This window comes from Arthrobacter sp. G119Y2 (assembly GCF_038069765.1).
Classification (GTDB): Bacteria; Actinomycetota; Actinomycetes; order Actinomycetales; family Micrococcaceae; genus Arthrobacter_B.
The window spans coordinates 381,244-405,401 of record NZ_JBBPFS010000004.1 but is presented as its reverse complement, the minus strand read 5'-3'; the positions used below and the strand labels follow the sequence as shown (position 1 = coordinate 405,401).

At 67.0% G+C, this 24,158-nt stretch carries 25 protein-coding genes; 1 reads left to right on the top strand and 24 read right to left on the bottom strand.

Translation table 11 applies throughout. The features are described from left to right. Positions 1-37: 37 nt before the first annotated feature. Complete coding sequence (locus tag WKB88_RS11225; RefSeq protein ID WP_341394642.1) at positions 38-784, bottom strand: hypothetical protein; 747 nt, start codon at positions 782-784, stop codon at positions 38-40. 87 nt (positions 785-871) lie between these two features. Here WKB88_RS11225 and WKB88_RS11220 point away from each other — a divergent pair, with 87 nt between their 5' ends. Further along, positions 872-1,819: an A/G-specific adenine glycosylase gene (locus WKB88_RS11220; RefSeq protein ID WP_341394641.1), complete on the top strand. Its 948-nt coding sequence runs from the start codon at positions 872-874 to the stop codon at positions 1,817-1,819. 16 nt (positions 1,820-1,835) lie between these two features. Here WKB88_RS11220 and dhaM read toward each other — a convergent pair whose 3' ends face one another. The 23 genes from dhaM to dacB all read right to left on the bottom strand — a co-directional run bounded on the left by dhaM (position 1,836) and on the right by dacB (position 24,121). Then, positions 1,836-2,618, bottom strand: coding sequence for a dihydroxyacetone kinase phosphoryl donor subunit DhaM (gene dhaM, locus WKB88_RS11215; protein ID WP_341394640.1), 783 nt, complete (start codon positions 2,616-2,618; stop codon positions 1,836-1,838). Continuing rightward, complete coding sequence (gene dhaL / locus WKB88_RS11210) at positions 2,615-3,256, bottom strand: dihydroxyacetone kinase subunit DhaL (RefSeq protein WP_341394746.1); 642 nt, start codon at positions 3,254-3,256, stop codon at positions 2,615-2,617. Before dhaL ends, dhaM begins: the two co-directional genes overlap by 4 nt. 2 nt (positions 3,257-3,258) lie before the next feature. Then, entirely contained in the window at positions 3,259-4,257 is a 999-nt protein-coding gene (gene dhaK, locus WKB88_RS11205; RefSeq protein ID WP_341394639.1) for a dihydroxyacetone kinase subunit DhaK, read from the bottom strand. Between the two features lie 227 nt (positions 4,258-4,484). Then, positions 4,485-4,661 (bottom strand): CsbD family protein, encoded by a 177-nt coding sequence (locus WKB88_RS11200; protein ID WP_341394638.1) that lies wholly within the window; start codon positions 4,659-4,661, stop codon positions 4,485-4,487. Positions 4,662-4,832: 171 nt separating this feature from the next. After that, complete coding sequence (locus WKB88_RS11195; protein ID WP_341394637.1) at positions 4,833-5,348, bottom strand: amino-acid N-acetyltransferase; 516 nt, start codon at positions 5,346-5,348, stop codon at positions 4,833-4,835. A gap of 135 nt (positions 5,349-5,483) precedes the next feature. Further along, positions 5,484-7,991, bottom strand: a complete 2,508-nt coding sequence (locus tag WKB88_RS11190) for an ATP-dependent Clp protease ATP-binding subunit (protein ID WP_341394636.1) — start codon at positions 7,989-7,991, stop codon at positions 5,484-5,486. 119 nt (positions 7,992-8,110) lie between these two features. Beyond that, positions 8,111-8,440 (bottom strand): histone-like nucleoid-structuring protein Lsr2, encoded by a 330-nt coding sequence (locus WKB88_RS11185; protein WP_341394635.1) that lies wholly within the window; start codon positions 8,438-8,440, stop codon positions 8,111-8,113. A gap of 96 nt (positions 8,441-8,536) precedes the next feature. Beyond that, entirely contained in the window at positions 8,537-8,719 is a 183-nt protein-coding gene (locus WKB88_RS11180) for a hypothetical protein (RefSeq protein ID WP_341394634.1), read from the bottom strand. Between the two features lie 3 nt (positions 8,720-8,722). Beyond that, positions 8,723-10,177: a lysine--tRNA ligase gene (lysS, locus tag WKB88_RS11175; protein ID WP_341394745.1), complete on the bottom strand. Its 1,455-nt coding sequence runs from the start codon at positions 10,175-10,177 to the stop codon at positions 8,723-8,725. A gap of 130 nt (positions 10,178-10,307) precedes the next feature. Then, positions 10,308-11,228, bottom strand: a complete 921-nt coding sequence (gene panC / locus WKB88_RS11170; protein WP_445818904.1) for a pantoate--beta-alanine ligase — start codon at positions 11,226-11,228, stop codon at positions 10,308-10,310. Next, positions 11,225-12,148 carry a Rossmann-like and DUF2520 domain-containing protein gene (locus tag WKB88_RS11165; protein WP_341394633.1) on the bottom strand — a complete coding sequence of 308 codons (924 nt, stop codon included), beginning with the start codon at positions 12,146-12,148 and terminating at the stop codon, positions 11,225-11,227. Before WKB88_RS11165 ends, panC begins: the two co-directional genes overlap by 4 nt. Next, complete coding sequence (locus WKB88_RS11160; protein WP_341394632.1) at positions 12,135-13,823, bottom strand: PH domain-containing protein; 1,689 nt, start codon at positions 13,821-13,823, stop codon at positions 12,135-12,137. Before WKB88_RS11160 ends, WKB88_RS11165 begins: the two co-directional genes overlap by 14 nt. Next, positions 13,820-14,332: a PH domain-containing protein gene (locus WKB88_RS11155; RefSeq protein ID WP_341394631.1), complete on the bottom strand. Its 513-nt coding sequence runs from the start codon at positions 14,330-14,332 to the stop codon at positions 13,820-13,822. The genes WKB88_RS11160 and WKB88_RS11155 overlap by 4 nt, the downstream gene beginning before the upstream one ends. Beyond that, on the bottom strand, positions 14,325-14,837 hold the full coding sequence (locus tag WKB88_RS11150) for a DUF3180 domain-containing protein (protein WP_341394630.1): 513 nt from the start codon (positions 14,835-14,837) through the stop codon (positions 14,325-14,327). The genes WKB88_RS11155 and WKB88_RS11150 overlap by 8 nt, the downstream gene beginning before the upstream one ends. Before the next feature lie 8 nt (positions 14,838-14,845). Continuing rightward, positions 14,846-15,346, bottom strand: a complete 501-nt coding sequence (gene folK / locus WKB88_RS11145) for a 2-amino-4-hydroxy-6-hydroxymethyldihydropteridine diphosphokinase (protein ID WP_341394629.1) — start codon at positions 15,344-15,346, stop codon at positions 14,846-14,848. After that, complete coding sequence (gene folB / locus WKB88_RS11140; protein ID WP_341394628.1) at positions 15,343-15,729, bottom strand: dihydroneopterin aldolase; 387 nt, start codon at positions 15,727-15,729, stop codon at positions 15,343-15,345. The genes folK and folB overlap by 4 nt, the downstream gene beginning before the upstream one ends. A gap of 3 nt (positions 15,730-15,732) precedes the next feature. Further along, the gene (gene folP, locus WKB88_RS11135; RefSeq protein ID WP_341394627.1) at positions 15,733-16,638 is read right to left on the bottom strand and encodes a dihydropteroate synthase; all 906 of its coding nucleotides are present in this window, start codon (positions 16,636-16,638) and stop codon (positions 15,733-15,735) included. Between the two features lie 14 nt (positions 16,639-16,652). Continuing rightward, positions 16,653-17,270 (bottom strand): GTP cyclohydrolase I FolE, encoded by a 618-nt coding sequence (gene folE, locus WKB88_RS11130; protein ID WP_341394626.1) that lies wholly within the window; start codon positions 17,268-17,270, stop codon positions 16,653-16,655. A gap of 127 nt (positions 17,271-17,397) precedes the next feature. Beyond that, entirely contained in the window at positions 17,398-19,515 is a 2,118-nt protein-coding gene (gene ftsH, locus WKB88_RS11125) for an ATP-dependent zinc metalloprotease FtsH (RefSeq protein WP_341394625.1), read from the bottom strand. A gap of 220 nt (positions 19,516-19,735) precedes the next feature. Beyond that, complete coding sequence (hpt, locus tag WKB88_RS11120) at positions 19,736-20,287, bottom strand: hypoxanthine phosphoribosyltransferase (protein WP_341394624.1); 552 nt, start codon at positions 20,285-20,287, stop codon at positions 19,736-19,738. Between the two features lie 36 nt (positions 20,288-20,323). Further along, on the bottom strand, positions 20,324-21,472 hold the full coding sequence (tilS, locus tag WKB88_RS11115) for a tRNA lysidine(34) synthetase TilS (RefSeq protein WP_341394743.1): 1,149 nt from the start codon (positions 21,470-21,472) through the stop codon (positions 20,324-20,326). A gap of 12 nt (positions 21,473-21,484) precedes the next feature. Beyond that, positions 21,485-22,624 carry a zinc-dependent metalloprotease gene (locus WKB88_RS11110; protein WP_341394623.1) on the bottom strand — a complete coding sequence of 380 codons (1,140 nt, stop codon included), beginning with the start codon at positions 22,622-22,624 and terminating at the stop codon, positions 21,485-21,487. 60 nt (positions 22,625-22,684) lie between these two features. Continuing rightward, positions 22,685-24,121, bottom strand: coding sequence for a D-alanyl-D-alanine carboxypeptidase/D-alanyl-D-alanine endopeptidase (gene dacB, locus WKB88_RS11105; RefSeq protein ID WP_341394622.1), 1,437 nt, complete (start codon positions 24,119-24,121; stop codon positions 22,685-22,687). Between the last annotated feature and the right edge of the window lie 37 nt (positions 24,122-24,158).

The window sequence follows — 24,158 nt, the reverse complement described above, 5'->3', positions numbered from 1 at the left end:
ATGCTCCGCGCATGAGGAGCTTCGGTGGTTGCGTGAGCTATTCCAGCTCGAAAATGGTGGACTCACTGGTGATACCGCCCAGCCGGGCCGTGAACATGTAGGTGCCCGGGTTGGGATTGCTGGGGACCTCGGCACAACCGGGGGCGGAGCGCTGCCGCTCCCAGCTGAACTTCGCTGTCTCCACGGATTTCGGCTTGATGACCATCATCAGGTCCTGACTGGCCTGCATGCAGTCGACCGAGGAGAAAATGCGGTCCGAACCGCTGGTGACCATGAACTCCATTTGGCTCGTCCCCACGTTCACCTCACAGGGCTCGGCTCCGTTATTGGTGACGGTCATGGTCAGCATGGGGTTTGTCCCGGCCGAGTAACTCAACGCGTCGGTGGTGGCGGAAACCTGGACTGCGTCCGAGGGGCATGTCTTTGCGGCCCCGGGCGAGGCCGAGGCATCAGGAGTTGGCGCGGCTGAGGCGCCGGGTTTGGCCGGCTTTTCCGCTGCAGGGTCCGCAGTCGGGGCATCCGCACCGGCAGGCTCGTCGCCGGGGCCGGGAATCGTCGCCTCTGTGGTGTCCGCGGCTGCCGGTTCGTCCCCCCGGAGCGCATTTGCCACCGCCGTTATGCCAGCGATCAGGCCGATCACGAACAGGAGTGCGACGACGCCGGCGACAATCCTGCGCCGCCGGTACACGGCAGCGCTGGGCCGGCCGGCAGTGCTTCCACCGGCGGCCTTGTTTCCGGGCGCAGTTTCCCCGGACGCGGTGTTCGATGACCCATTCCCTACCATGACTTAAGGCTAGATACACAGTCCCCGATTACCTGTCTCACCACGCCGGTCAGTAGAGTATTGCTGGTCATAAGCAAGGGAGATCGCATGGAACCGGGCCCCCGGCAGGCACCGCAGCTCCACACGGAGATCATCAGCTGGTTCACCGCCAACGCGCGCGACCTCCCCTGGCGCCGGGCGGACTGCAGCCCGTGGGGGATCTTCGTCAGTGAAATCATGCTTCAGCAGACGCCCGTCATCCGCGTGCTGCCGGTGTGGGAGCAGTGGATGGCGCGCTGGCCCGATCCCGCAGCCCTGGCTGCCGAACCCAGCGGCGAAGCTGTGCGCGCCTGGGGACGGCTCGGCTACCCCCGCCGGGCCCTCCGCCTGCACGCAGCGGCAGCTGCCATGACTGCCGACTTTGGCGGCAAGGTACCGGGAACCCATGCCGAGCTGCTGACCCTGCCAGGAGTCGGGAATTACACGGCCGCCGCGGTGGCTTCCTTCGCCTTCGGCCGCAGGGAGACCGTGGTGGACACCAACATCCGCAGGGTCCACGCCCGGGCCGTCACCGGACGAGCCCTGCCCGCGCCGGCCCTGAACGCCGCGGAAATGCGGCTGGCCGTTTCCCTGCTGCCCGAGGACGACGCAGCTTCCGTAGCCTGGAACGCCTCGGTCATGGAACTCGGGGCCCTGGTCTGCACCGCCCGCAGCCCCAAGTGCGGGGACTGTCCCGTGCTCGGCCGCTGCGCCTGGGTGGCCGCGGGGAAACCGGCACCGGACTATGTGCCCAAGGGACAGGCCTGGGCCGGCACCGACCGCCAGGTCCGCGGCGCAGTCATGGCCGTATTGCGGCAGGCGGCAGCCCCGGTGCCCCGGGCTGCCCTGCACGGCCCGGCGGACCTCGTCGCTGCGGGTTCTCCCGCGGAGCCGGCGGCCCTGACCCGGCTGCATGCCCTCAACGCACCGGAGGAGCAGCTGGAACGGGCGCTGGCCGGCCTCCTGGCGGACAGGCTCGCCGAAGAGACCGGCACCGGGCTGCAGCTACCGGCGTGAACCGGATCCCCGGGCCCTAGATTTCCCCGAAGCCGTTCCGCACCTCGAGTGCCATGATCTCCACGGCGCGGGCGGCGTCGGGCCCGCGGGCCGCCAGGGTCAGGGTTTGCCCCTGGCCGAGCCCCAGCGACATCAGCAGCATCACGGACTTCGCATCCACGCCGTTAATGCGCACCTCGGCGTCCAGGTCCGACATGGCCTGGGCGACGGCGGCAGCGGGCCGGGCGTGCAGGCCGGCGGGATTGATCAGCTCCCAGGACGCGGTGTGCACTCCTTCGCCGCCGGCATCGAGGCCGTCGAAGGCCTCATCGGGATCTGACGCTTCGGCGGGCTGCCTGCCGGAGCCTGCCGGGGAGGAATGCCGGGAGGAGCCGTCCGCCGCTGCCTGCCCGCCGGCCGGCGCTGTTCCGGCCGGAGCCACAGCCCCGGCCGACTCCGCTTCCTGCACCACTGCAGCTAGGGCCCTGCCGGTCTGTGCGGCTACGGCTGCCGCCACCGCCCCTTCGACCAGCGGTGCGTTGGCCAGCCGCACCCGGTCGCGCTGCTCATCATCCAGGAATTCCACTGCAGTCTCGGCAGTCATGACAGCCGAACCCAGATCAGCCAGCAGCACCGCGCCTGCGCCGGTATCGGCGGCGGCGATGGCGGCGGAGATTTTCTCCAGGCTGGTGCCGATACCGCCGTCGTCGGTGCCGCCCGCCGGCTCTATTGCCACGTCCGGCGCCATCTGCGCGGCGAGTTCGCGAACGCCCTCGGCCAGCTTGGCGCTGTGGGACACGATGACCAGCCCAATTCTCATGCGCCCTCTTCCGCCGTCCGCGCCGCAGCCTGCAGGATCAGGACGGTGGAGGCGGCTCCGGGGTCCAGATGCCCGGCGCTGCGCTCCCCCAGATAGCTGGCCCGGCCCTTGCGGGCGATCAGTGGTTCCGTCCCGGCCAGCCCGGCGTTGGCGGCGTTGGCCGCCGCAGCCAGCACCTCGGCGCCGGTCGCCTGCGCACCGGCAGCCGTCGCTGCCGCTTCGACCGCCGGCGTCCAGGCATCCACCATGGTTTTGTCCCCGGGCTCAGCCTTTCCCCGGGCGACAATGCCGTCCCTGGCCGCGGTCAGTACGGCGACAACGGCGGCAGGGTCCAGTTCCGCAGCCGCACCCGCAGCCGTGGAGGCCCGCAGGAACGCTGTCCCGTACAGGGGCCCCGCGGCGCCTCCGACCTTCGACATCAGGGTCATGGCCGCCAGCTTCAGGACCTCCCCCGGAGTTGCCGGCGTCCCGTCAGCATCCAGTTTCTGCACCACTGCAGAAAAGCCGCGGTCCATGTTCTCGCCGTGGTCGGCGTCGCCGATGTCCCGGTCCAGGTCGATGAGCCGCTGGCGGTTCTCGGCCATCACCGCCGCTGATGCGCGCATCCAGTTAGCCGCCCAGTCCGCATCCAGTGCCATTCTCATACTCCCCACCGGAGCGCCGGGGTGTGCACCGGCGAATCCCAGAGTTCGGTCAGTTCCTCATCCAGGCGCAGCACCGTGATTGAGGCTCCCTGCATGTCCAGTGCCGTGATGTAGTTGCCCACCAGCGAGCGTTCGACGCGGATACCGCGCTCAGCCAGGACCTCGGCGGCACGGCGGTAGAGGATGTACAGCTCGCTCAGCGGGGTGCCGCCCATACCGTTGACGAACAGCAGGACGGACTCCCCCGACGCGGCGCCCAGGTCCTGGAGAACCGGGTCCAGCAACTGGTCGGTGATGCTGTCAGCGTCCGCCATCGGCAGCCGGTGCCGGCCGGGTTCGCCGTGGATGCCGACGCCTAGCTCGATCTCGTTCTCCGCCAGGGTAAAACTGGGCTCCCCGGCATGGGGAACGGTGCACGGCGCGAGGGCGACCCCCATGGACCGGACGTTGGCATTGACCCGTTCAGCAACCGCCGCCACCTGCTCCAGCGAACCTCCGCGTTCCGCGGCGCCTCCCGCGATGCGCTCCACCAGCACGGTTCCGGCCACCCCGCGCCGGCCCGCGGTGTACAGCGAGTCCTCCACCGCGACGTCGTCGTTGACCACTACCGTGGCGACGTTGACGCCTTCAACCTGGGCCAGCTCGGCGGCGGTCTCGAAGTTGAGGATGTCCCCGGTGTAGTTCTTTACGATCAGCAGTACCCCGGCACCGGTGTCCGTCCCGGTGATGGCCGGAAGAATCTGGTCCGGCGTGGGAGACGTGAAGACGGCTCCGGGAACCGCGGCATCCAGCATGCCGCTTCCAACGTATCCGCTGTGCAGCGGCTCATGTCCGCTTCCGCCGCCGGAAACCAGCGCTACCTTGTTCCGGGCCGGTTCCCTGCGCACGACGTAGTCCGGATCGGTGTGCACACGGACCAGGTCGTGGTGCGCGAGGCCGAACCCGGCCAGCGATTCGGTCACCACCCGCCGCGGATCGTTGATGAGTTTTTTCATTGCTCGAGCAGCTCCTTCAGCGAAGAGGCCCCCGGCCGGCACGGCACCGCTGCTCCGGTCTCGGGGTGGTCCTGAGTTGTTCACGACCATACCCCGGGCCGGGGCCGGCTGGACAGGCTGGAGATTCGGCGGCCCGTTGGGACCGGGACACCGAACCTCGGTATGCCGCTTGATTAAACAGCTGTGGGAGGGGCAGATGCCCCTCCCACAGTTCCACTTCAAAGAATTTACTTGCCCTTGAAAGCGTCCTTAACGTTTTCGCCGGCCTGCTTGGCACTGCCCTTGGCCTGATCGCCGTGACCTTCGGCTTCCATGCTCTCGTTGCCGGTGGCCTTTCCCAGGCCTTCCTTTACCTTGCCGCCAAGCTTCTCGGCTGAATTCTGCACCTTGTCATCTGCGCCCATAAGTGGATCCCGCTTTCTGATCGTGGCCTCGGGCGGCTAGCAAACCGCCACCCTGTTTCAAGCCGTTGGTGATGCTAAGTAACCTGAGCTTATCCACTTTCGGCGGGCAAAGACCAGCGCGGGACCTCCGGTTACTCTGTTCGCGAACAGGCGCAGGGCCGGCAGGACCCGCTACAGGGTCCTAATCATGCGGGTATTTCCGAGGGTGTTGGGCTTCACCCGGGCGAGGTCCAAGAACTCCGCCACGCCTTCGTCATGGGAGCGGAGCAGCTCGGAATAGACCTCCGGATCCACGGCCGACTGGTTGGCCATCACCTCGAATCCGTGGCGGCGGAAGAAGTCCACTTCGAAGGTGAGGCAGAAGACGCGCTGCACGCCGATCTCGGCCGCTTCGGCGAGGAGCGACTCAAGCAGGACATGCCCGACGCCGCGGCCGCGCCAGCTGCTGTCCGCGGCCAGGGTCCGCACTTCGGCCAGGTCCTCCCACATCACGTGCAGGGCGCCGCAGCCGATCACCTCGCCGTCGGGGCCCTCCGCGATGCGAAACTCCTGCAGCCCCTCGTAATAGGCCACCGCTTCCTTGGCAACCAGAATCCGTTCGTCGGCCAGCGGTGCCACCAGGGCACGGATGCGCGGGACGTCGGAGGTGCGGGCACGGCGGACGGTAATGGTTGAGGGAGAAGTCACCGGTTCAGTCTAGGACCTGCGCCGCACGTCACGGCGTAATACGGCGTCGCGTTGCTGGCGCTGTCCCCCAAGCAAAAAGAACCCGGAGGGCGCCTGCCCTCCGGGTTCTTTTCGTGCCGCAGTGCGGCGGTTTGGCTAGTCGCCCACGCCGGCTTCAATTGCCGACGGTGCTTCCTCGATTGCCTTCGGCGCGCCGTGTCCAACAAACGTGAACTTGGCGTCGTCGCCTTCGCCCTCCACGTCAACGGAGACCAGTTCGCCCGGCTTCAGATCCCCGAAGAGGATCTTCTCGGACAGCTGGTCCTCGATTTCGCGCTGGATGGTCCGGCGCAGCGGCCGGGCACCCATGGCGGGATCGTAGCCCCGGGTGGCGAGGAGAACCTTCGCCGCGGGGGTCAGCTCGATAGTCATGCCCTTGTCCGCCAGGCGCTTGCCCAGGCGTTCCAGGAACAGGTCCACGATCTGGACGATCTCGTCCTGCGTGAGCTGCGGGAAGACCACGGTGTCATCGACACGGTTGAGGAACTCGGGGCGGAAGTGCTGGCGCAGCTCCTCCGTGACCCGGGCCCGCATCCGGTCGTAGCCGGTCTTTGTGTCGGTGCCGGACTGGAAACCGGTGGAGACGCTCTTGGAGATGTCCCGGGTTCCCAGGTTGGTGGTCATGATGATGATGGTGTTCTTGAAGTCCACCACCCGGCCCTGGCTGTCAGTCAGGCGGCCGTCTTCGAGGATCTGCAGCAGCGAGTTGAACAGGTCGGCGTGCGCCTTTTCCACCTCGTCGAACAGCACCACGGAGAACGGACGGCGGCGGACCTTTTCGGTCAGCTGCCCGCCTTCTTCGTAGCCCACGTATCCCGGAGGGGCACCGAAGAGCCGGGAAACCGTGTGCTTCTCGGAGTATTCGGACATGTCCAGGGTGATCAGTGCCTCTTCGTCGCCGAAGAGGAACTCCGCGAGGGCCTTGGCCAGCTCAGTCTTACCGACACCGGTGGGACCGGCGAAGATAAAGGAGCCGCCCGGACGCTTCGGGTCCTTCAGTCCGGCCCGCGTACGGCGCATAGCCTGCGAGATGGACTTGATGGCCTGGTCCTGACCGATGACGCGCTTGTGCAGCTCGTCTTCCATCTTGAGCAGGCGCGTGGACTCTTCCTCGTTGAGCTTGACCACGGGAATGCCGGTGGAGTTGGCAAGCACCTCGGCGATGAGTTCCTCATCCACCTCGGCGATGTCATCCAGTCCGCCGGACTTCCACTGGCGCTCCTTTTCGGCCCGCTGGTCATGGAGCTTCTGCTCCTTGTCCCGCAGGTTGGCGGCACCTTCGAAGTCCTGGGAATCAATGGCTGATTCCTTTTCCAGCTTCAGCGCGGAGATCCGCTCGTCGATTTCCTTGAGCTCGGGCGGAGCCGTCATCCGGCGGATCCGCAGCCGGGCGCCGGCTTCGTCGATCAGGTCAATGGCCTTGTCCGGAAGGAACCGGTCGCTGATGTAGCGCTCGGCCAGGGTCGCTGCCGAAGCCAGGGCCGCATCCGTGATGGAGACGCGGTGGTGGGCTTCGTAGCGGTCCCGCAGGCCCTTCAGGATTTCAATGGAGTGCGCAACGGAAGGTTCCTTGACCTGGATCGGCTGGAAACGACGCTCGAGGGCGGCGTCCTTCTCGATGTGCTTGCGGTACTCATCGAGCGTGGTGGCGCCGATGGTCTGCAGCTCGCCGCGGGCCAGCATCGGCTTCAGGATGGAGGCTGCGTCAATGGCGCCTTCGGCGGCACCGGCGCCCACAAGGGTGTGGATCTCATCGATGAAGAGGATGATGTCGCCGCGGGTGCGGATTTCCTTGAGGACCTTCTTCAGGCGTTCCTCGAAGTCACCGCGGTACCGGGAACCGGCAACGAGGGAACCAAGGTCAAGGGTGTACAGCTGCTTGTCACGGATGGTCTCCGGAACATCGCCGCGGACAATGGCCTGGGCCAGTCCCTCAACGACGGCGGTCTTGCCGACACCGGGCTCGCCGATAAGAACAGGGTTGTTCTTGGTTCGGCGGGACAGGACCTGCATGACCCGTTCCATTTCGTGTTCACGCCCAATGACGGGGTCCAGCTTGGACTCCCGTGCAGCCTGGGTCAGGTTGCGGCCGAACTGGTCCAGGACGACCGAACCCGCGGGCTGGCCTTCCTGCTGCTGGCCGCCCGAGCTGACGGGCTCTTTGCCCTGGTAGCCGGACAGCAGCTGGATGACCTGCTGGCGCACCCGGTTCAGGTCGGCGCCGAGCTTGACCAGGACCTGGGCGGCTACGCCCTCACCTTCACGGATCAGGCCGAGCAGAATGTGCTCGGTCCCGATGTAGTTGTGGCCAAGCTGCAGAGCCTCCCGGAGGGAGAGTTCCAGGACCTTCTTGGCGCGGGGGGTGAAGGGGATGTGGCCGGAGGGGGCTTGCTGGCCCTGGCCAATAATCTCCTGCACCTGCTCGCGCACGGCACCGAGCGAGATACTCAGGGATTCCAGGGCCTTAGCTGCTACGCCTTCACCCTCATGAATGAGCCCGAGCAGGATGTGCTCGGTGCCGATGTAGTTGTGGTTGAGCATGCGAGCCTCTTCTTGGGCAAGCACGACAACGCGACGGGCACGGTCGGTAAATCTTTCAAACATGAGGCACACTCCTAGCTAACGCGTAATTCGATGCTACGTGTCCTGTGCCTGCTTAAGGAGCGTGTTCGCCGTAGGCGTGACCAGCGGCCCCGGAATCACTCCCGGGGCCATGCACGGCTCTAGCTCTGGGCGGCCCGGTAGGCTTCGATGATTTCACTGTTCACGCGGCCGCGCTCCGAGACGGTGTACCCGTTGTTCCGGGCCCACTCGCGGATCTGCGCTGCTTCGTTGTTCCGTGCGGATCCGGCGCTGCGGGGACGGCCCGCGCGGCCGCCGCCTACCTTGCGGCCTGCATCCAGGTACGGCTTCAGGGCAGCACGGAGGTTCTTCGCGTTGTCGGTTGACAGGTCAATCTCGTACTGTGCCCCGTCCAGGCCGAACCGCACGGTCTCATCCGCACTTCCGGCATCGAGGTCATCGACCAGAATAATTTTTACCTTTTGCGCCACGACAGGCTCCTAAGCAGTTAAACCGGGAAAAATGATAATGAGACCACTTAGAGTATGACGCAATTATGAATCCCCCGTCAAAGCGTAGTCGGGGATTTAATTACTTTCTTTTTCAGATCGCGGACTACTTGTATCGGGATCAGCGGCAAGGTCGGCTTCCCGTTCCGCTTCAGCCAGAGCTTTTCGTTCCGAACGGTCCACATTCAGCAGGGCCTTCATGGCGAAATAAAAGAGAGCTGCAACACATATCGAGGGCAGTAGGACTTCAACGTATTCCATGGTCTATCCCATTTCCGGCTTTAGCAGGGGGAACAAAATTGTTTCCCGGATACCCGTGTTCGTGAAAAGCATCACGAGACGGTCAATTCCAAGACCGATGCCGCCCATGGGCGGTGCACCGTATTCCAGAGCGCGCAGGAAGTCCTCGTCGAGCGCCATGGCCTCGTCGTCGCCGTCGGCCGCACGGCGGGACTGCTCCGTCAGCCGCTCGCGCTGGATGACCGGATCGATCAGCTCCGAGAACGCCGTACCGCGTTCCATGCCGCCGATGATGAGGTCCCAGGCCTCGATCAGCCGCGGATCGTTGCGGTTCTGGCGGGCCAGGGGCTGGGCGGACGGAGGGTAGTCATAAACAAATGTCGGCTGAATCAGGGTCGGTTCGACAATTTCGCCGAACAGTTCTACAACCAGCTTTTCGGCGTCCCATTTCGGGTCGACCTTCACGCCGTGCTTTTCCGCAATCCCGAGCAGCGTTGCAGCATCCGTGTCGGGGGTGATTTCCACGCCCACGGCTTCGGACAGGCCCGGATACACGGACAGCCACTTCCATTCCCCGTCCAGATTGATGGTTCCGGCGTCGGTCTCGATCTGCCGGCTGCCCACCAAATCGGCGCAGTGGAGGATGATTTCCTTCATCCGGTCCGCCATGACGAACTGGTCGGCATATGCCTCGTAGCATTCCAGGGTCGTGAATTCGGGGCTGTGCGTGGAATCGACGCCCTCGTTGCGGAAAATCCGGCCCAGCTCGAAGACCCGCTCGATGCCGCCCACCACTGCACGCTTCAGGTACAGCTCGGTGGCGATCCGCAGGGTCATCTTCTGGTCGAACGCGTTCAGGTGCGTCTCGAAGGGCCGGGCCGCCGCTCCGCCGTGGACCAGCTGCAGCATGGGTGTTTCCACTTCCACGTAGCCGTGGCCGTGCAGGGTGTCGCGGACGCCGCGGATGATGGCGGCACGCTTGTAGACCATGTCCCGGGCTTCCTCGCGGACCATCAGGTCCACGTAGCGCTGCCGGACCCGGGTTTCTTCATTGAGTCCGGCGTGCAGCACGGGCAGCGGCCGCAGCGCCTTCGAGGCCATGGACCAGGACTCAGCCATGACGGAGAGCTCGCCCCGGCGGGAGGAGATCACTTCGCCGCGGATGAAGACGTGGTCTCCGAGGTCCACCAGGGCCTTCCAGTCGGCCAGCGACTCTTCCCCGACGACGGCCAGGCTGAGCATGGCCTGCACCCGGGTTCCGTTGCCTTCCTGGAGGGTGGCGAAGCAGAGCTTGCCGGTGTTCCGGATAAACACCACGCGGCCGGTGACGCCCACCGTTTCACCGCTGGTTTCATCGGCCTGCAGGTGGCCGAACTTTTCCCGGACCTCTTTGATGGAGTGCGTGCGCTCCACTCCCACCGGGTAGGCTTCCTCGCCCCGGGCGATGAGGCGCGCCCGCTTCTCGGCGCGGATGCGCATCTGCTCGGAGGTGTCGGCTGCTTCGGGAACGGAGTTAGATGTGGTCACAGTCCTTAAGTTTACAGAGCCGCGCGGCGGGCCCTTACGGCCGGTTACCAGCCGCCGTGCAGCGGGCACGCAGGTTGCTGGACTACCGGGCTGCCCGGGCCGGGGGCACCAGGGGCAGGTTGTCGATCAGCCGCACCGGCCCGACGCGCGCTGCCACGAGCGCCAGGCCCGGTTTCTGAAGCGGTCCGGGGTCTGCCGGCAGCTGCTGCAGCGTATGCGGATCCACAATGTCGAAATAGTCCAGCTCCACGAGGGGTTCGACTTCCACCAGTGCGACGGCGGCGGCCAGGTCCGGCGGATGGCCGGCGGAAACCCGGTGCGCCAGCGCGAACAGTGCCCGCGGCAGAACCGCCGCCGCCTCCCGGTGCGCGGAATCCAGGAAAACGTTGCGGCTGGACTCCGCCAGGCCGTCGGCGGCGCGGACCACCGGCACTCCCCTGATCTCCGCCGGGAAGTTCAGGTCAGCGGCCATCCGGCGGATCAGCGCCAGCTGCTGGGCATCTTTCTGGCCGAAGTATGCACGGAAGTGCGCCGGCACGGCGGGCTGGGTCCAGTGCAGCAGCTTGGCCACCACGGTCAGCACGCCGTCAAAATGTCCGGGCCGCGAGGCACCCTCGTAGCGGGCCCCCAGCTCTCCTGAACTGACCCGGACCAGGGGTGCTCCGTCCGGATAGACCTCAGCCTCCGACGGCGCGAAGACCAGATCCACCCCCGCCGCCCCGAGCAGGTCCAGATCCGCCTCGAGCGTGCGGGGATAGCGGCGCAGGTCCTCCGGGTCGTTGAACTGCAGCGGGTTGACGAACACCGAGGCGACCACGACGTCGTTCTCCGCCCGGGCGGCCTCCGCCAGGGCCCGGTGTCCCTGGTGCAGCGCACCCATGGTGGGCACCAGGCCGAGGGAGGGAACGCCGGTGCCGCCGCCGGCTGTACCGGCGGCGGCCAGGGCCCCGGCAACCGCGGACCGCAGTTCCGCTGCGGAGCGCACTACGCGCGGCGTACTCACTTCGGCCCTTCGGCATCCAGGGTCAGGGCATCAATGATGGCCTGGCCGGCAGCCTCGCCCAGCAGACCGCGGTCAACGGCGCGCCTGGCCGTGGCCAGGGACAGGGCGCGGTACGTGTCGCGGAGGTCAGCGCTGTCCTGGTCCGCCATTTCGCTCAGGTGGGCGGCCACGGTGCCGGCGTCTCCGCGCGCCACGGGGCCGGTCAGCGCGTGCTCGCCGGAGGCCAGGGCATTCTCCAGGGACGCGCGCATCAGCGGTCCGAGCAGCCGGTTCGGGCTCTCGACGCCGATGTCCGTCAGCAGCTGCATTGACTGGGCGGTGATGGTGACCAGATGGTTGGAGGCGTGGGCCAGCGCCAGGTGGTAGTTCACCCGGTCGGCTTCGTCGATGACCACCGGCTCGGCCCCCATTTCCACCACCAGGGCCTGCGCGATCGGCAGCACGGCGGTGGGAGCGGTGACACCGAAGGAGCAGTCGGCGAGCCGGGTGAGGTCAAGGCTCATCCCGGTGAACGTCATGGCCGGATGCAGGGCCAGCGGGATGGCACCGGCCCGTCGGGCGGGTTCAAGGATGTCCGTGCCGAACCTGCCCGAGGTGTGCGCCACCAGCTGCCCGGGCTGCCACGCGTTGGTGGCGGCCAGCCCGGAAACCAGCGGCCCCAGGGCATCATCCGGTACGGCCAGCAGCACGAGTTCGGAACGCTCCACGATTTCCGCAATGTCCAGGATCGGGACGCCGGGCAGCAGGTTGGCGGCACGTTCGCGGCTTTCCTCGCTCACGGCTGAGACACCGACGACGGCGTGTTCGGCAGCGCGCAGGGCAGCACCAAGTACGGCGCCCACCCGGCCGGCGCCGATGACCCCGATGCCGAGCCGGCCCCGCCGTCGTTTCTCGGCGGTGCTTGCTTCAGGGCTGTTCATGGGGAAACTCCTTGGAAACCGGATCTGCGGGAACGGGCGGTGCGGGCGCTGCGGGGGACGCCGGCGGTGCGGGCGGTGCGGGCGCTGCGAGGGACGCTGTGGAAACGGCCGGCGGGGAGGCGGCCGGCCGGTTCCAGCGGGCCGTGCGGTCCCGGCGGCGTGCCTCGCGGGCCCGGGCCGCCTGCTCCAGAAACAGCCGGCGCACTGTTGGTGCATCGATTTTCCGCACGCGCGGATGAACCGGGCCGGCGGTGGAGTGAAGGACCAGGTCGGCGGTGTCAAAGCGGCGGCGGAGCGGTCCCTGCTCCAGTGCCATCGACTGCGTGCGTTCATGCGGCACCACGGAGAGAACCCGCCACAGGGCGCCGCTGCGGATCAGCAGGGCAGTGTCGGTGAGGGTGAACCCGTTGCGCCGCCAGGCCAGGGGTGCAATCCAGCGGGCACGGCGGGGGGTCGTGGTGAAGCCGTGAGCGCCGTCCCGGCCGGTGATGCCCGCGGTGAAAACGTCCAGGGGCCGGTCGGTGCCCGGCTCCGGCAGTACCAGGGCAAGGATGGCGAAAACCTCGGGCAGCGTCCCGGCCGGAAGCAGTTTGGTCCGTGCCAGGCCCTCGGAACCCGCGCCGTCGCCGTATCCGGCCACGTTGACCGAGACCCGGTACCAGCCGGTGAGCCGCCAGAGCGGTGACTGCTGGACGGCTACGGCCTGGATCCGGCCCGGCGGAACGGTCTGGGTGCGGGTGTCCAGCAACCCGTAGCGCACCCTGATGCCGTCCCGGGAAACGGAGGCGCGGAAGTTGAAGGAGGTGGAGAACTCTGACCAGTAGCCGCCGACGACGCCAAAGAGGAGGGGAACCATGACGGCCAGGGTGACCGGCTCGCCGGTGACGGCCGTGATGATGACGGCGCAGGCCAGGCCAACCAGCAGGAACAGCGTGGTGCCGGACAGCAGAGTGGCGGCGATGACCCGTCCCGGACGCAGCTCGAGGATGGGCTGCTCCGGCGCCTCGGCGGCTCCCCTACTGCGGATGCCGCCGGATGCGCCGGCAGGCGTGCCGGCGGTGTCCGGAGCGCCGCCGGGGCCTGTGCCGCCGCCGCCGCCGTCGCCCTCGCCGTCGCTGACTCCGCCGGCCTCCGGATGCGTGGCCGGAGCACCGGACGCCCGGTCCAGGATCAGAGCCCGCAGCTGCTGGGCGTCGTCGAGCTTCAGGAAGGCCAGGCGGACCGCGGACTCACCGGCGTCAGCCACTTCGAAGCGCAGTTCCGCCAGCCCGAAGAGCCGTGCCAGCAGCGGCTGGATGATGTCGATGGCCTGGACGCGGTCCAGCCGCGCCTGTCGCTGCTGGCGGAAAACGATGCCGGAATGCACGCGCACGTGCTCGCCGGTCACCTGGTATCGGGTGAACCGCCAGGACAGGAAGAACCCCACGGCAATGATTAGCAGGATGCCGGCAAGGACGGCTATGCCGATCAGCAGGACCGTGCCCTCAGGTACCGTCCCGCCGCCGCTGCCGCCGCCGTCGTTGCCGCCGTCGCCGTTGCCGCCACGCAGCCCGACGAGGTCCTCCACCACGTTCCGCCCAAAGACAAAGGCAATGGCGGCAAGGGCGATCCAGCCGCGCACCAGGGGGGACACCGGGTGGACGCGGGCCCATTCCCCGTTGTGTGGAACGCTCACAGGCCGGCCAGCTGCGTTTCGCCGCGTTCGGAGAGGTGCTCGCGCAGGCGGGCGCCTTCGGCTGCCGGCAGCCCGGGCAGCACCGCGTTGGTTCCGGGGGCAGCAGTGTGCAGTTTCAGGGAGCACAGCCCAAAGGCACGCTCGAGGGGGCCGACAGTGACGTCAACGTACTGCATCCGCCCGTAGGGAACCACGAGCGTGCGCTGGTAGAAAATACCGCTCCGGAGAAGGAAGTCCTCGTTCCGTTCGGCGTAGCAGACAGCGCGGACCTGCCGCGGCAGCAGCACCCCGCGCCAGACATACGCAGCTGCGATCAGGGCCGGAAGCCCCCAGACCAGCCAGTCCGGGGCCGAAGACCAGACCCCGGCAGCACGGAGGATCAGCGGTATGCAGGCGAGCGCCACGGTCACCACGGCTTCCACCGCCCAGCCGATGAGGCGGACGGTCAGGTACCGGGGCGAGACGTGCTCCCAGTTCAGGCCGTCCGGATCGATTGCTTCGCTAGGCATATTCTCCGTCTCCCGGTTCGCGTCTTGTATCCGGGCCGGCGGTGGTCCCGCCGTTCCCGTTCGAGTCATCCGGCGGAAGGCGGCAGAACCGCTCCACCAGCAGTCCCACGGCGATCATCAGGACTCCTCCGGCGATCATGGCCAGGGCGGCCCACGTGGCCACGTGGCCCGGCCGGAGCGACCACAGCGGAACCTGCTCCACGAAGATGCCGGCGTGCCAGCCCAACAGCAGCGAGCCGGCATAGGCGGTGGCCTGGGCCAGGACCAGGGTGCGGGCAGCGGCGATCGGGTCCAGCTTGCGGTCGCGGTTGCCCTGCTGCCAGCGCCTCACCCGCAGGCCCAGGAAAAGCGTGGCACCGGAAATGAGCACGACGGTGAGCAGCCCGAACACGCTGAGCACGGGGGCGGGCAGGGAGTTGCGGGTGGCCCAGTTGTTCACCAGCCAGCCAATCACGCCGGACACAAGTGCGATGACGGCCAGCCAGCGGTACCGGATGTTCCCCACGTTATGGATCAGTCTCCCTCGAAGATTTCCAGCCCGGGCAGGTCCTCGGCCCGGGCGGCGAGTTCGGCCACGGGGGTTCCCGACAGCTTGGCGTCCGGGTCCATCCAGGCCCACGGCTGCAGCACAAAGGCACGGCTGCCGGCGCGCGGATGCGGGATGGTGAGGGTCTCGTCGTCGAGCACCAGGTCACCGTACGTGATGATGTCGACGTCGAGGGTCCGGGGGCCCCACCGCACCTCGCGTTCCCGGTGGTGGGCGTTTTCCACGCTCTGGCAGTGCGCCAGCAGGTCGTGCGGCGGCAGGTCGGTCTCCACGGAGACCACCAGGTTCAGGTAGTCGGGCTGCTCTGGGCCGCCCACCGGACGGGTCCGCACCACGGGAGACACCGCCTGGAGCCGGACGCCGGGATGGTCAGCGAGTTCGGCCACGGCCCGGGAAAGGGTGTCGCGGCTTTCGCCGAGATTGCTGCCCAGGGCCAGGACCGCGGTCACCGCGGCGGCGCCGGTCACAGCCGGTCCCGGTGGATGGTAACCGCAACGTCGCCGAACGGAACGGTGATGGGTGCCTGCGGCTTGTGGACTGTCACGTCGACGGCTCCGATTCCGGCAAAGCTCTCCAGGACCGCCGCAGCGATGCGCTCGGCCAGTGCCTCGATCAGGTTCAGCGGCTCTCCGGAAATGATGGCAGCAACCTGCTCCGCGAGCTCGCCGTAGTGTGCGGTTTGCGTCAGGTCGTCGCTGAGGCCGGCCGGCTGCAGATCGGTGTGCAGCACTACGTCCACCACAAAGGGCTGGCCGTTGCGCCGCTCGTCCTCAAAGACGCCGTGGAATCCCCGGGCGGTGATTCCCGTCAGCGTGATGGTGTCGCGGGTGGCTGTGCCGGAAACGCTCATGTCCTATCCCTTCCAGGCTGCGGCGGTTTTGACGGCATCGACGCTGAGGCCGACGTTGTGCACACGGACGCACCAGACATTGGAGAAGGCAGCCAGTGCGCTAACGGCCGCGGTGGCGCCGTCGCGTTCCAGCGGTGCCGCCGCCTTGCCCGAGCTGGCGAGCAGGGACCCGAGGAAACGCTTCCGGGAAGCCCCGATGAGCACCCGGTGGCCCAGCCCGTTGAGCCGGTCGATGTTCCGCAGCAGCTCCCAGTTGGAGCTGCCGTCTTTGGAGAACCCCAGTCCGGGATCGAGGATGATTTGTTCGGGCGCTGCGCCGGCTGCATAAAACAGCTCGCGGAGCTTCGTCAGTTCCGTGATCACGTCCTCGACGACGGAGTCATACTCCGCATGCGGGTCGCTGCTCCGGACCGCGCCGCGGCTGTGCATCAGCACGTACGGAACGCCGGTCCGGGCGATCAGTGCGGGCATGCCGGGATCCACGTCCAGGCCCGAGACATCGTTGATGAGGGCGGCGCCGGCTGCGATGGCCTTTTCGGCGGTGGAAGCGTTCATCGTGTCCACGCTGACCAGTGCGCCGGCCTTCACCAGTGCTTCCACCACGGGAAGAATGCGCTGCTGCTCCTCCTCCGGACTGATCCGGACGGAGTCGGGGCGGGTTGATTCGCCGCCCACGTCAATGATGTCGGCGCCGTCGTAGTGCATTTTCAGCCCGGCCTGGATGGCCTGGTCAGCCTGCCCGAACTGCCCGCCGTCGCTGAAGGAGTCCGGCGTGACGTTCAGGATGCCCATGACCAGGGTGCGGTCGGCCGGAAGGTCGGTGAACCGGCGGGGCGCCCGCACGGGGCGGACCAGCGGCAGGGGTGAGGTGGCTGGTCCGGTTCCGGGAGCGGCGGCGAGTGAATCCATGGGGTGGTGGCGTCCTATCGTCCGAGTATGAGGCTCATTGCTTCTGCACGTGTTGCGGTCTCCCGGAGCTGGCCGCGTACCGCCGAGGTGACGGTTTTGGCTCCGGGTTTGCGCACTCCGCGCATCGACATGCAGAGGTGTTCGCATTCAATGACAACTATGGCACCGCGGGGGTCCAGGTTGTCCATCAGCGCGTCGACGATCTGGGTTGTCAGGCGCTCCTGGACCTGAGGCCGGCGCGCGTACACGTCCACCAGCCTGGCGAGCTTGCTCAGTCCGGTGACCTTGCCGTCCTTGGAGGGAATGTAGCCAATGTGGGCGGTGCCGTGGAAGGGCACCAGATGGTGTTCGCAGGTGGAGAAGAACGGGATGTCCTTCACCAGAACCATCTCCTCGTGTTCGAGGGCAAAGGTGGTTGCCAGCAGGTCCACCGGGCTCTGGTGCAGGCCGGCGAAAATTTCCGCATAGGACTTCGCAACCCGCTTGGGTGTGTCCTGCAGCCCTTCCCGGTCGGGGTCTTCTCCGATTGCGAGGAGAATTTCGCGGACCGCTTTTTCAATCCGGGGCTGGTCCACCGGGGCCGGGGAAGCGGGGATGTCCTCCGCCGTCAGTTCATCATCGAAATCCGTCACTGGTCGATCCTACCGTGGCTGCTGCCCGGGGCGGCTCCTGCAGCGGCCCTCCGGCGGGGCCCCGCCCGAACCGATACAGCAAAGCGGCCCGGCACAAAGTTCCGGGCCGCTTGCTGACAGACGTGTTCTAGCGGTCGTTCGGAGCGGATTCTTCCGTGCCGTCAGTCCGGCCGGCGGTGCCGCCCTGTCCCGCGTGTCCGGATCCGGTGCCTTCGGGCTGGGGCAGCCCGTTGCCGGATACATCGAAGTCCTGGGGCAGGTCTGCGTCCGCAATCTGGTCCTGCGGCGAGACGGTGTCCGGGTTCGGCCTGCCGTCCGCTGCGGCCTCGCGCCGTTCCTTGGCGGAGACGACCGGCGGCAGGCTGTGGACCTGGCGGGTGGGCTTGGAGAGCCAGACTTCGCGGACGTCGCGCTTGCGCACGTCGTGGAAGACCTCGGCAATCTCGGCCTGGTTCAGGGTTTCACGCTCGAGCAGTTCCAGGGCCAGCCGGTCCAGGACGTCCCGGTTTTCGGTGAGGATCTGGTAGGCCTCGTCATGGGCGTTGTCCAGCAGACGCCGGATTTCCTCGTCCACCACGTAGGCAACCTGGTCGGAGTAATTCCGTTCCTGGCCCATGTCGCGTCCCAGGAAAGGTTCGCCTCCGCCGCTGCCGAGCTTCACGGAACCGATCCGCTCGCTCATGCCGTACTGGGTGACCATCTTCCGGGCCGTGGACGTGGCCTTTTCAATGTCATTGGACGCACCGGTGGAAGGGTCGTGGAACACGATTTCTTCGGCCACCCGGCCGCCCATGGCGTAGGCGAGCTGATCGAGAAGTTCGTTGCGCGTGACGGAGTACTTGTCGTCCTGCGGCAGCACCATCGTGTAACCCAGGGCCCGGCCGCGCGGCAGGATGGTCACCTTGGTGACGGGGTCCGTGTTGCGCAGGGCCGCTGCCACCAGGGCGTGTCCGCCCTCATGGTAGGCCGTAATCTTGCGCTCCAGTTCCTTCATCACCCGGCTGCGCTTCTGCGGTCCGGCGATGACCCGGTCAATGGCTTCGTCCAGGGCGCGGTCGTCGATGAGCTGCGCGTTGGAGCGGGCAGTCAGCAGGGCCGCTTCATTCAGGACGTTGGCGAGGTCGGCACCCGTGAAGCCGGGCGTCTTGCGGGCAACGGTTTCCAGGTCGACGCCGTCGGCCATCGGCTTGCCCTTGGCGTGGACCTGCAGGATGTGCAGGCGCCCCTGCATGTCGGGAGCCTCGACGCCGATCTGGCGGTCGAAGCGGCCCGGACGCAGCAGCGCCGGGTCCAGCACGTCGGGGCGGTTGGTGGCGGCAATCAGGATGACGTTGGTGTTGCCGTCAAAGCCGTCCATCTCCACCAGCAGCTGGTTCAGGGTCTGCTCGCGTTCGTCGTTGCCGCCGCCTACGCCGGCACCGCGGTGGCGGCCGACGGCGTCGATCTCGTCAACGAAGATGATCGCGGGGGCATTGGTCTTGGCCTGCTCGAAGAGGTCGCGGACGCGGGAAGCACCCACACCGACGAACATCTCGACAAAGTCGGAACCGGAGATGGAGTAGAACGGCACGCCGGCCTCGCCGGCCACGGCACGGGCCAGCAGGGTCTTACCGGTGCCGGGAGGGCCGTAAAGCAGCACGCCCTTGGGGATCTTGGCCCCCACGGCCTGGAACTTGGCCGGGTCCTGGAGGAATTCCTTGATTTCGTGGAGCTCTTCGACGGCTTCATCCGCGCCGGCAACGTCGGCGAAGGTTACCTGCGGCATGTCCTTGTTGGTCAGTTTCGCCTTGGACTTGCCGAACTTCATGACCTGGGAGCCGCCGCCCTGCATGCGGGAGAGCAGGAACCAGAAGATGACGCCGAGAATGATGAAGGGCAGGAACAGGCCCAGGAAGCTGGTGAACCAGTTGGTCTGGACCGGCTGGTCGGTGAACCCGTCGGCGCCGGAGTCATTCACCGCTGCGACAATGTCCTCGCCGCGGGCGGTGCCGAAGAAGAACTGGACGTTCTCGGTCTCCTTGCCGCTGCTGTCCTTATACGGCTCCCGGAGCGTCAGGTCGACGCGCTGTTCGCCGTCGTAAATCTTGGCCTGCTCCACCTCTCGGTTCTTGAGCATCTCCAGCCCCACGCTGGTGTCCACCTTTGTTGCCCCGCTCTGGGAAAGGCTGGGAAGAATGAGCACAAGAAGGGCCAATGCCAGGACTATCCAAATGCCCGGCCCCTTGAAGAAGTTCTTAGATTTCATTCGTCGTCAGGGCGTACGCCCCGTCCCTCCTGATCAACAACGCTGATATTGCGCGGAAATATGCTTCAACTAGCTATACACCGTTACCTGAAAGAACACGTCCCCAATACCCGGAAAGTTCCCTCTGGGCGTAGCACGCCGCAGTGATGTTGATCGCGGATGCAGAACCGGACGGCGGCCTGCTGGCCGCCGTCCGGTGCTGTCTGCTCCGCTGCCGGTTTTACTCGTAGACGTGCGGTGCCAGGGTTCCGATGAAATCGAGGTTGCGGTACCGCTCGGCGAAGTCCAGTCCGTAGCCCACAACAAACTCGTTCGGGATCTCGTATCCGACGTACTTGACGTCGATTTCGACCTTGGCGGCGGTGGGCTTGCGCAGCAGGGTGCAGATTTCGACGCTGGCCGGGCCGCGGGACTGCAGGTTGGTGCGCAGCCAGGAAAGGGTCAGGCCGGAGTCGATGATGTCCTCGACGATGAGCACATGCTTGCCCAGGAGGTCTGTTTCCAGGTCCTTGAGGATCCGGACCACGCCGGAGGACTGAGTGCCGGAACCGTAGGAGGATACCGCCATCCAGTCCATGGTCACGTGGCTGTGCAGGGCGCGGGAAAGGTCCGCCATGACCATCACGGCGCCCTTGAGCACACCGACGAGCAGGATGTCACGCCCGGCATAGTCGCGGTCAATCTCTGCTGCGAGCTCACTCACCCGCGTTTCGATCTGTTCCTTGGTGTAGAGAACGTGCTTGAGGTCTGACTGGACGTCGTGTGAATCCACGAATGGCTCCCGGGTACGAGATGTTGCAGCTGGATTTTAGGTGCTGCTCTTTTTCCTAAAGACAAGATTGCCATAGCCGGAGGGGCCTTGGGGAACCGGATTTGTGCGCACCTGCCGGTAGACGCTCACTTTGCCGACGAGTTCCACGGGACCGGCGGAGCCGGTGCGGCGCAGAAGCGCCTCGACCGACCGCAGCCGTTCGTAGCTGGGCTGGGCGGCTCCGAGCTCGACGGCGGCCAGGGCCAGGACGCGCTGGCGCACGGCGGGAGCCAGCTCACGCAGCTGTGCTTCGGGCAACAGGACGGTGCCGGCAGCCTGCGTTTCCGTGTCCTCCGCACCGCCCGGCACGATGCGCAGCCTTGCATAGGTTTCGGCGCTTACGGTGTCGAGGTAGTCGGCGTCGTTGGCCAGGATACGTGAGGAACGGAACAGTGCCTCGGCGATTCCCGGGCCCAGTTTCTCTTCCAGGAACGGCAGGACCTCCGCCCGGACCCGGGACCGGGCAAAGGCCGGATCCGAGTTGGTGGGATCAAACCAGGGGTCGAGGCCTTCGCTTTCGCAGATTTCTTCGGTCTCGCTGCGGCGCAGTCCCAGCAGCGGGCGCAGGTATTTGCCCCGCACGGCACGCATGCCTGCCAGGGACCGGGTGCCGGAGCCGCGGGCGAGGCCCAGGAGCACCTGTTCAGCCTGGTCGTCCAGGGTGTGTCCGAGCAGTACGGCGTCGGCTCCGGTCTCCTCCACGGCGGCATCGAGGGCCTCGTAGCGCACGGTGCGGGCCGCGGCCTCGGGCCCCATGCCGGTTGCAGGCACCGATACTGTGCGCACCTGGACCGGGTCCAGACCCATGCCGCGAAGCTTCTGCGCGGCAGCGGCGGCTACGTCGGCGGATCCGGGCTGCAGGGCGTGGTCCACGACCACTGCACCCACCCGGTAATCACCGCGGCGGGCAAAGAAGGACGCCGCTTCGGCCAGCGCCAGGGAGTCCGGCCCGCCGCTGCACGCAACCAGCAGCAGCGGAGGCGGAGCGGAAGCAGTCCCGCGGGGCGCGAGCCCTGCATCCTCCAGCGCCTCCCGGATCATGTTGCGGGCCTTGCCCAGGGTCGGGTTCAGGCGCTTGCGTGGACGGCCGCGGTGCGGCTGGGCCTGAGCGGGGAAATCGGGTGCGGAAAAGTCGGCTTCTTGCATGTGCACGTGCGGTTACAGTCCCATCCGGGTCATCCAGAGGGACGGATTGTGGATTTCAGCTTCGGTGGGGAGATGTGCGGGGGCTTCCCAGACCCGGTTGAACCCGTCCATGCCGGAACGGTCAACCACGGCGCGGACAAACTTCTCGCCGTCCTTGTACTGGCGCATTTTGGCGTCCAGCCCCATGATCTGGCGGAAGAAGCGGTCCAGCCAGCCGTGGCTTTTACCGCGGGCATTAAAGCGCTGCCGGATGGTCTTCACGCTGGGAACGATCCGGGCATCGACGGCGTCCATCACCACATTGGCGTGGCCCTCCAGCAGGGACATGACAGCTGTCAGGTGGGACATCCGCTCCTTGTCCTCGGGGTCCTGCAGCAGGGACATGATGTCCATCGGGCGCTTGGGGACGTCGCCGCCGGGTCCGCCGGTCAGTGCTTCCCGGGCGGCCGGCGAGGTGAGGGTCTTGGCGGCCTGTCCCAGGCGTTCGGACAAGGTCTGCGCCTTGTCCATCAGGCCGTTGGTGAGCAGGCCGATCTGCTCCAGCATGTGGTCGCGCAGCCAGGGCGCCGCGGCGAACTGCACCCGGTGGGTCTGCTCGTGAAGGCATACCCACAACCGGAAATCAGCCGGAACCACGTTGAGTTCGCGCTCCAGGCTGATGATATTCGGAGCCACCAGAAGCAGCCGTCCGCCGGAGGGGCCGCCGGGGGTCTTGGCCGAGAAGGGATCGTACTGGCCGAGCACCTTCGAGGACAGGAAGGCCAGCACGGCGCCGAGCTGGGCGCCGGTGACCGTGCCGCTGAAGGCCGTGTTGGCATTCTTCAGCTGCTCGGGCCGGGTTCGGGCCAGATGGTCCAGGGCGGGGTTCATGAGGGCGGCAAAGCTGCGGGAATTGGCTTTGGCCCAGGAGGCGCGGTCCACCACGAGCACCTCGGAATCCCGCAGGTCCCGGGCAGCTTCCAGCCCGGTGATGCGGTGTACGTGGGTTACTGCTTCATCTGCCAGGGCGCGCAGCTCCGTGACGGCGTCACGGATCTCACGGGCTGACATCTTGGGACCGGCGGACACCAGGGTGGCTGCCGTTCCGGCGGCCAGGTCCCAATTCACCAGATCGGGGGCGGCTGGGGCGGGGTGGCGCTGATAGCTCTCCATCCGTCCATCAGACCACACGCTCCCCGGAATTGGAGAGGGGTTCGCTGAACGCCAAACGCCTTAGCGGCAGCCGCATCCGGCCAGGACGGTGGCTGCCGAATCCACGGCGGCGCGGGCCTGGGCCGTGTTGGCTTCCAGCCCGTTTGCCACAAAGGCAAAGGACAGCAGCCGGCCGTCGGCATCCGTCACGAACCCGCTGAGCGAGGTCACCGCGAAAAGGGTTCCGGTTTTCCCCCGGACGACGCCGGCGGGTGAATCCTCCTCTTCATCCCCGGAAAACCGGGAGGCGAGGGTTCCGCTCAATCCGGCGACGGGGAGGGAGTAGGGCAGCATCCGAACGTCATCTTCAGCGGACGTCAGCGCCGCCTGCACCGTCCCGGCCAGCTGCAGGGCGGAGATCTCCGTTCCGCCGCCCAGCCCGGAGGCATCAGCCAGCACCAGTGACGACGTGTCGACGCCGAGCCGGGACACCGCTGCCGACACTGCTTCCGTTCCGCCCTCGAACGTCCCCTCCCGACCGGCGGCCAGGGCACTCATCCGGGCCAGTGCCTCGGCCAGGTAGTTGTCGGAGGTGAGCAGCATGTGCTGCACCTGATCGGACACGGGAGCCGATTCCACCGCCGCCAGCCGCTGCGCCCCGTCCCCTGCGCTGCCGCGTTCAATGGTCGGATCGACCGTCATCCCGTAGTCCCCGGCCGACGTTTCAAGTGCGGCGGCAAAGGCTTCGGCAGCCGCGAGCGCGGCGTCGTCGGTCCGCAGGCCGGAGGAGGCCCCCTCCGCTGCCCATGCCGAATTGATGGCCAGCGGATAAAGCGGCGCCATTTCCCCGGCCTCCACGTCTTCCCTGCTCCACGCCGGTGACAGGGTGTCCCCGCTGAACAGCGTGTCATCGACCCGGATGCGGACCGTGCCCGCGGTCCCCCGCTCCGCCAGGGCGGCCGCAGTCTCATCGGCGAGGGTCTGCAGCCCGGCGCGGCCCGTGACCTGTTCCTCGTCCGACTTGCCGGCGGTCAGGAGGACGTCTCCTCCGCCTCGAAGGACGATGGTGTCCGGGGTGCTTCCGGCGTAGACAACAGTTTCAAAGGTGGTCTCCGCCCCCAGCTCCGAGAGGGCGGCAGCAGCCGTGAGGATCTTGAGGCTGGAGGCGGGCGTGACGGCGGTGCCGCCGTCCAGGTCGTAGAGCACCTCCCCGGACAGGGTGTCGAGCACGACGCCGTGGAAAGTGCCCCTTCCGGAGACAGTCAGCTCGGCGTCCAGCAGTTCCTTCAGCGTCTGCGGATCCGGGGCTGCGGAACCTGAACCTGCGGGCACCGGGAATTCCTCGCCCAGGGATGCCAGCCGGCTCGGGCCCTGCTGATAGGAGGGCACCACTACCTGCCGCGGGGGCTGCTCGGAGCGGAGCGCGGCGAGCACCGGAGGTCCGGCGTACAACGCCAGCGGAACGAAAAGCACGGCCAGGACCAGGGTCAGCAGGAGGCCGGTAAACACCCGAGCCATCGCTTCACCATTGCTTTCCGTTAGCTGCATCCGCTGC

Excerpts from the sequence above, each read along its gene's own strand:
- WKB88_RS11225 (WP_341394642.1), bottom strand. The coding sequence starts at position 784 with ATGGTAGGGAATGGGTCATCGAACACCGCGTCCGGGGAAACTGCGCCC.
- WKB88_RS11220 (WP_341394641.1), top strand. The coding sequence starts at position 872 with ATGGAACCGGGCCCCCGGCAGGCACCGCAGCTCCACACGGAGATCATC.
- dhaM (WP_341394640.1), bottom strand. The coding sequence starts at position 2,618 with ATGAGAATTGGGCTGGTCATCGTGTCCCACAGCGCCAAGCTGGCCGAG.
- dhaL (WP_341394746.1), bottom strand. The coding sequence starts at position 3,256 with ATGGCACTGGATGCGGACTGGGCGGCTAACTGGATGCGCGCATCAGCG.
- dhaK (WP_341394639.1), bottom strand. The coding sequence starts at position 4,257 with ATGAAAAAACTCATCAACGATCCGCGGCGGGTGGTGACCGAATCGCTG.
- WKB88_RS11200 (WP_341394638.1), bottom strand. The coding sequence starts at position 4,661 with ATGGGCGCAGATGACAAGGTGCAGAATTCAGCCGAGAAGCTTGGCGGC.
- WKB88_RS11190 (WP_341394636.1), bottom strand. The coding sequence starts at position 7,991 with ATGTTTGAAAGATTTACCGACCGTGCCCGTCGCGTTGTCGTGCTTGCC.
- WKB88_RS11180 (WP_341394634.1), bottom strand. The coding sequence starts at position 8,719 with ATGGAATACGTTGAAGTCCTACTGCCCTCGATATGTGTTGCAGCTCTC.
- lysS (WP_341394745.1), bottom strand. The coding sequence starts at position 10,177 with ATGCGCATCCGCGCCGAGAAGCGGGCGCGCCTCATCGCCCGGGGCGAG.
- WKB88_RS11165 (WP_341394633.1), bottom strand. The coding sequence starts at position 12,148 with ATGAACAGCCCTGAAGCAAGCACCGCCGAGAAACGACGGCGGGGCCGG.
- WKB88_RS11155 (WP_341394631.1), bottom strand. The coding sequence starts at position 14,332 with ATGCCTAGCGAAGCAATCGATCCGGACGGCCTGAACTGGGAGCACGTC.
- folB (WP_341394628.1), bottom strand. The coding sequence starts at position 15,729 with ATGAGCGTTTCCGGCACAGCCACCCGCGACACCATCACGCTGACGGGA.
- folP (WP_341394627.1), bottom strand. The coding sequence starts at position 16,638 with ATGGATTCACTCGCCGCCGCTCCCGGAACCGGACCAGCCACCTCACCC.
- ftsH (WP_341394625.1), bottom strand. The coding sequence starts at position 19,515 with ATGAAATCTAAGAACTTCTTCAAGGGGCCGGGCATTTGGATAGTCCTG.
- tilS (WP_341394743.1), bottom strand. The coding sequence starts at position 21,472 with ATGCAAGAAGCCGACTTTTCCGCACCCGATTTCCCCGCTCAGGCCCAG.
- WKB88_RS11110 (WP_341394623.1), bottom strand. The coding sequence starts at position 22,624 with ATGGAGAGCTATCAGCGCCACCCCGCCCCAGCCGCCCCCGATCTGGTG.
- dacB (WP_341394622.1), bottom strand. The coding sequence starts at position 24,121 with ATGGCTCGGGTGTTTACCGGCCTCCTGCTGACCCTGGTCCTGGCCGTG.